The sequence below is a fragment of the Reyranella sp. genome, assembly GCF_004297265.1.
Taxonomy (GTDB): domain Bacteria; phylum Pseudomonadota; class Alphaproteobacteria; order Reyranellales; family Reyranellaceae; genus Reyranella.
Window position 1 is genome coordinate 271824 of record NZ_SCUT01000003.1, and the last position, 6055, is coordinate 277878.

General features: G+C 65.8%; 7 protein-coding genes. 4 read left to right on the forward strand and 3 right to left on the reverse strand.

From position 1 onward, the window contains the following. Positions 1-13: 13 nt before the first annotated feature. Complete coding sequence (locus EPO41_RS01595) at positions 14-985, forward strand: tripartite tricarboxylate transporter substrate binding protein (protein WP_296319516.1); 972 nt, start codon at positions 14-16, stop codon at positions 983-985. 19 nt (positions 986-1004) lie between these two features. After that, positions 1005-1406 (forward strand): RidA family protein, encoded by a 402-nt coding sequence (locus EPO41_RS01600; RefSeq protein WP_296319518.1) that lies wholly within the window; start codon positions 1005-1007, stop codon positions 1404-1406. On the opposite strand, the gene EPO41_RS01605 is transcribed toward EPO41_RS01600, so the two are convergent. After that, complete coding sequence (locus EPO41_RS01605) at positions 1403-1840, reverse strand: GNAT family N-acetyltransferase (RefSeq protein ID WP_296319524.1); 438 nt, start codon at positions 1838-1840, stop codon at positions 1403-1405. The genes EPO41_RS01600 and EPO41_RS01605 overlap by 4 nt on opposite strands. Before the next feature lie 177 nt (positions 1841-2017). Here EPO41_RS01605 and EPO41_RS01610 point away from each other — a divergent pair, with 177 nt between their 5' ends. Further along, positions 2018-2407 carry an SET domain-containing protein-lysine N-methyltransferase gene (locus EPO41_RS01610; protein WP_296319526.1) on the forward strand — a complete coding sequence of 130 codons (390 nt, stop codon included), beginning with the start codon at positions 2018-2020 and terminating at the stop codon, positions 2405-2407. Positions 2408-2413: 6 nt separating this feature from the next. Here the strand turns inward: EPO41_RS01610 and EPO41_RS01615 are convergent, their stop codons facing one another. Further along, positions 2414-3334, reverse strand: a complete 921-nt coding sequence (locus tag EPO41_RS01615; protein ID WP_296319529.1) for an SMP-30/gluconolactonase/LRE family protein — start codon at positions 3332-3334, stop codon at positions 2414-2416. A 116-nt stretch (positions 3335-3450) separates the two neighbouring features. Beyond that, the gene (locus tag EPO41_RS01620) at positions 3451-4854 is read right to left on the reverse strand and encodes an aminotransferase class III-fold pyridoxal phosphate-dependent enzyme (RefSeq protein WP_296319531.1); all 1404 of its coding nucleotides are present in this window, start codon (positions 4852-4854) and stop codon (positions 3451-3453) included. 99 nt (positions 4855-4953) lie between these two features. Between EPO41_RS01620 and EPO41_RS01625 the strand changes: the two genes are divergently transcribed. Beyond that, the coding region (locus EPO41_RS01625) for an aminotransferase class V-fold PLP-dependent enzyme (protein WP_296319533.1) at positions 4954-6055 on the forward strand (1102 nt) is incomplete at its 3' end.

The following is a 6055-nucleotide window of genomic DNA, read 5'->3' on the forward strand; positions in this document are numbered from 1 at the left end:
GTATACTCCGCACATGCTCAACCGCCGCTCCTTCGTCGCCGCGACGCTCGCCGTCGCCGCCACCCCCGCCGCCGCGCAAACCGCGCCATGGCCCAGCAAGCCCATCAAGCTCGTCGTGCCCTATGCACCCGGCGGCACCACCGACGTCGTGGCGCGCATGGTCGCCGAGTATCTCGGCCAGCGGCTTGGTCAGAACATCATCGTCGACAACAAGCCCGGCAAGGGTGCCATGGTCGGCACGGCGATCGTCGCCAAGTCTCCACCCGACGGCTACACGCTGCTGATGTCGGTGATCTCCGGCCTGTCGATCTCGCCCACCCTCTATGGCGGAGCCGACTTCGATCCGATGGGCGACTTCATCCATGTCTCCATCGCCTCGACCAATCCCAGCGTCCTGGTCGCCAACCCGAACTTCCAGGCCAAGACCTTCAAGGAGTTCATCGACTACGCGAAGGCCAATCCCGGCAAGGTCTCCTACGCGACCTCGGGCGCGGGCTCGAGCAACCACCTGCTGGGCGCGCGCCTCGAGCAGGTGATCAGCGCCGGCCTGGTCCACGTCCCGTATCGCGGCGCCGGACCTGCCATGATCGACACGATCGCCGGCAATGTGCCGGTGATGTTCGATTCGCTGCCTTCGGCCGCACCGCACATCAAGGCCGGCAAGGTGACGGCGCTGGCGGTCAGCGGCGAGACCCGCAGCCCCGCCTTCCCCGACGTGCCGACCATGAAGGAGCTGGGATATCCCGACCTGATCTCCTATTCCTGGTTCGGCATCTCGGTGCCGGCGAAGACGCCGCAGCCGATTGTCGACCGGCTGGCCACGGAGATGCAGGCCGTGCTGAAGGAGCCCGCCGTCATCAAGCGCTGGGAGGAGATCGGCGCCGAGGGCAGCACCATGACGCCTGCCGAGGTAACGCGCTTCATCCAGGGCGAGATCGACAAGTGGACGCCGGTCGTGAAAGCTTCCGGCGCCAAACCCGGATAGCCAGATACAGGAGGACGACATGACCATCCGCCGCGTGACCTCGCCCGACGTCGCCGAGCCGCCGCCCGAGCGCTGGTCGAACTGCCTCGTGGTCGATGGCGTCGCCTATGTCTCCGGCATGACCGCGCGCGGCGCCGATCCCAAGGCGCTGGGCGCGATGGACGAATATGCCCAGGCCAAGGTGATCTTCGGCAAGATCAAGTCCCTGGTCGAAGCCGCCGGCGGCGCCATGTCGGACGTGGTGAAGATCACGATCTTCCTCACCGAGATCGCCAACAACACCAAGGTCTGGCAGGCACGCCGCGAGTTCTTCACCGGCGATTTCCCGGCCTCGACTTTGGTCGAGGTGAGCGCGCTGGCGGCGCCGGAAATCCTCGTCGAGATCGAGGCCGTCGCCCATATCGGCAAGGGCAGGCGTTAAGTCAGCTCAATATCGTAGCGAATGAACCCGCGGTTCACGGCCATCTTGTCGTAGAGGAGGCGCGCCGTCGCGTTGCCGGCCTGCGTCTGCCAGTAGAGCCGCGGGCAGCCCTGCGACTTCGCCCAGTCGGCGACCGCCTGGATCAACGCGCGTGCCACGCCCTTGCCGCGCACATCGGCCTCGGTGAAGAGGTCCTGCAGGTAACAGACATCGTCCGACGAGGTGTTGGCGTGGATCAGGAAGTGCGTGATGCCGACCAGGCGTCCGTCGAGCCGGGCGCCCAGCGCGTGCATGCGCGTGTCCTTCGCGAACTCGGCCCAGGCGCGGTCGTACATCGCCTGTGGGAGCGTGCGCTCGTAGAAATCCATGTAGGCACGGAACAGAGCTTCCCATTGCACGCGGTCGGACGGTGCGAGCTTGCTGATGATGATCATTGCGCCCGACCATACACGCTCTTGCCGATGATCGGCACGGCCATTGCTACTCCGGGAGCTTCGGACACTTGATCGGCAACAGGGGGATCGAGTATTGCCACCTCATTGTCTGCATGCGGCTGTTCGGGAAGAAGAAGGCCGCTTGCGCGTACCTAGAGTTTCAGAAGCTGCCAGCACGTGAAGCGCATTAAAACCCCTCTGACCGTCCGACCGTATCAGGTCACGGCAATACCGGGTCGTGGTCTCGGGCTCACCGCCTGCTCCACCATCGATCCGCGCACCAAGATCGATGACTGCTTTACCTGGGAGCTGCCCAAGCGGGACATCAAGCACGTCACCGAGACGGTCCTGAACGGAAACTACTTCGACCATCCTGTCTGCTCCACACGCGGCCTTGTGGCGATCGGGCATATCTCCCTGATCAACCACGATCCGGAGCCGAACTGCGAATGGCGGATGATCCAGGTCCACGATCGCTGGATGATCGAGACGTGGTCCATACGCCGTCTCTCCAGCGGCGAGGAGCTGACCTTCGACTACGGCTACGACCCGACCGCGGAAGTGTAACCAAGCCTAGGCGTGCGAGAACATCGCCTTGCCGGCGACCGGCATGGTCGCCTTGAGGATGGTGCCGGCCGCGACCTTCTCGCTGCGGCGCGACACGACGACATAGAGGTCGTTGCCTGAGAAAGCGACGTTGGTGCAGTAGATATCGTCGCCGCAATCGACGTGGTGCGTCGGGCGGCCGAGCGAATCGAAGCGCCAGGCCGTCGTGCTGGGATGGGCGATCACCAGCCCGCCCTCCTCGTCCAGCGCCATGCCGTCGGGACCGGCATGGCCGCCACTCATCTGGATGAACAGGCCGACCTTGCTCGCCGTCCCGTCGCCCATCAGGGGCAGGCGCCAGACGGCATTGCCGCGCGTGACGCCGACATAGAGGACGGTCTCCGCCTTGTTCATCACCAGCCCGTTGGGGCTCGGCACGGTGTTCACCAGCATGGAGAGCCTGCCGTCCGTGCCGTAGCGGTAGACGCGGCCGGTCGGGTCGTGCAGACCGGTCTGGCCCTGGTCGGTGAAATAGAGATCGCCGTTGGCGGCAAAGAAGAGATCGTTGACGCCCTTGAAGCTCTCCGAGCCGCGCGTCTCGAGGAGCGGCGTCACCGTGCCGGTATCGGGATCGAGCAGGACGATGCCGCGCTTGTAGTCGGTGATGAAGATGCGGCCGTCCCTGTGGATCTTCAGCCCGTTCGGCCAGCCGTCGTATTCGGTCACCAGCGTCCATTCGCCCGCCGGGTCGATGCGGAAGACGCGCCCGAACGGAATGTCGGTGACGTAGAGATTGCCGGCGCGATCGAAGCTCGGTCCTTCGAGGAAGGAGTCGAGCAGCTGGCCCACCGCATTGGTATCGCCCCACGCGGTGCGCGACGGCTTGCGGAACCTCTCCGGCAGCCGCGTGAACTCAGTCGCCCGGACGGGCTTAGTCATTCCGTACATGTTTGGTCTCCCGCCGGGGGCGCGCCACTGCGAGCGGAGTAACCTCCGGTCTTAAGTGGCGCGATCATTTTTTCAGCAACGAAGACGCGCGACTGGAGTCGCGCGCCCCCAGCCGCCTAAGCCGCCTTCACTTCGCGTTCGGCCTTCAGCGCACGGATGGTCTGGCGCAGCGCGTGAACCGTCTTCTCGATCTCGGCACCGCCGTGCGTGGCCGAGACGAAGCCGCCGGGGGCGCCCATGACGTCGACGCCGTGGGTCATCAGACCCATGCGGATCTTGCCGGTGAGCGGGCCGGCGCCGCGCGCGCCCTTGAGCTTCTCGATCGGCACCGTGAGCGGATCAAAGGTCGCGGGATCGATCGAATCGCCGAACGGATTGGGATAGATCAGGAAGGTCGAGCTCTGGCCGTAGATGCCCCACGGCACGCCTTCCTGCACCAGCACCTCGGTCAGCGCCTTGCGCAGTTCGGCCGCCGTCCTGTTGGCCTTCTCGGCCAGGTCCTCGTCGCGCACCAGCGACAGCGCGGTGACGGCCGCGGCGGCCGACAGCGGGTTGGCGTTGAAGGTGCCGGGATGGAGGATGCGCTCGATCTTGCGGGCCGCGGTCGCGGCATGATCGATCCGGTCCATGATCTCCCGCTTGCCCGAGACCGCGCCGCCCGGCAGGCCGCCGGCCACGATCTTGGCCTGGATGCAGAGGTCCGGCGTGATACCGAACGCCTTCTGCGCGCCGCCCGAGGACCAGCGGTAGCCGGTGATGACCTCGTCCATCAGCATGACCACGCCCTTCTTCGCCGTGGCGTCGCGTACCGCCTGGATGAAGCCCGGCGGCAGCGGCACCTGGCCCCACGAGGCGCCCGACGGTTCGAACATCACGGCGGCGATGTCGTCGCGCTCCTCGATCACCTTCACGACCGCGGCGACATCGCTGCTCGGCATGACGATCGAGAGCGAACTCACCTCCTGCGGCACGCCGGGCGTGGTGCCACCGTCATAGGTCGCACCCGCACCGGCCGTCACATGGTCGTGCCAGCCATGGAAGTGGCCGAGGAAGCGGACGATCTTGTCCTTGCCCGTGTGGGCGCGCGCGAGGCGGATCGCCATGTGCGAGGCCTCGGTGCCCGATGCGGTGAAGCGCACGCGCTCGGCGCAGGGCGTCAGCTCGCACACCAGCTCGGCCCAGCGCACTTCCAGCTCGTGGCTCGAACCGTAATGCGTGCCGAGTTCGATCTGGCGCTTCACCGCCTCGACGACGGCGGGATGCGAATGGCCGAGCAGCATGGCGCCGTGGCCGCCGAAGTAATCGACATACTCGTTGCCGTCGACGTCCCACTTGCGCGGTCCCGCGGCGCGCGACACGTGGATCGAATAAGGATCGAGGTAGCGCGCGTCGTGGGTGATGCCGCTCGGCAGCACCTTGTGGGCGCGCTCGAACAGGGCCGCCGATTTGCCCGTCTTCGCCTTGTAGTCGGCGACCACGGCCGAGTTCGTCTGCGATGAATCTTTCTCTTGCACGGTCATACTTGCCCTCAATCCAGCTAATGGCTGAGCATCGCTTGTCTCGCTTGTTTCGCCAAGGGCCTCGCGCCAAAGTTCGCCGTCCCAAGGTGGAGGAACGCCGTGAACGCCAAGCCCCGTGGCCGCCAATTCTTCAACAATCCCGGCCCGACCAACATTCCCGACCGCATCCTTCGTGCGATGGACCGGCCCGTAATCGATTTCATGTCGGACGAGTTCGTCGCCATCCATCATGCCTGCCACAACGGCGTGAAGCGGGTGCTCAAGACCGACCAGAACCTGTTCATGTATTCCTCGACCGGCCACGGCGCCTGGGAAGCGGCCCTCGCCAACCTGTTCTCGCCCGGTGAAACCGTGCTGATGGTCGAGACCGGCTACTTCTCCGAGAGCTGGACCGAGATGGCGCATCATCTCGACATCAAGGTCGAGCTGCTCGCCGCCGACCAGCGCAAGGGCGCCGACATTTCCAGGGTCGCCGAGCGCCTCGCCGCCGACAAGGAACACAGGATCAAGGCCGTCCTGACCGTCCACAACGAGACCGCGACGGGCATGGTCCTGCCGATCGCCGAAGTGCGCCGCGCCATCGACGAGGCCAAGCATCCCGCCCTGCTGCTCAGCGACACGATCTCCTCGCTGGCCAGCATGGAATACAAGATGGACGCCTGGGGCATCGACCTCACGGTCGGCGGCAGCCAGAAGGGCCTGATGCTGCCCACCGGCATGTCGCTGACCGGCGTCAGCAACAAAGCACTGGAAGTGTCGCGCAAGTCCAAGACGCCGCGCCACTACTGGAGCTGGGAGATGATGACCGGCCGCGCGCCGCAGAAGTTCGTCGGCACCGCGCCCGTGCACATGTTCTTCGGCCTGCAGGAGTCGCTGAAGATGCTGGAGGAGGAAGGCCTCGACGCGGTGTTCGCGCGCCATGCCCGTCTCGCCGAGGCGACCCGCGCCGCGGTGCGCGTCTGGGGCTCCGACGGCAAGGGGCCGCAGCTCTTCTGCCAGAACGAGGAGCGCCTTTCGAATTCGGTGACGGCGGTCGTCATGCCCGAGGGCATCAGTTCCGACCCGATGCGCAAGGCCGCCATCGATCGCTTCAACCTGTCGCTGGGCGGCGGGCTCGGCAAGATGATGGGCAAGATGTTCCGCATCGGCCACATGGGCGATCTCAACGAGCCGATGCTGCTGGGCTGCCTCGCCACGACCG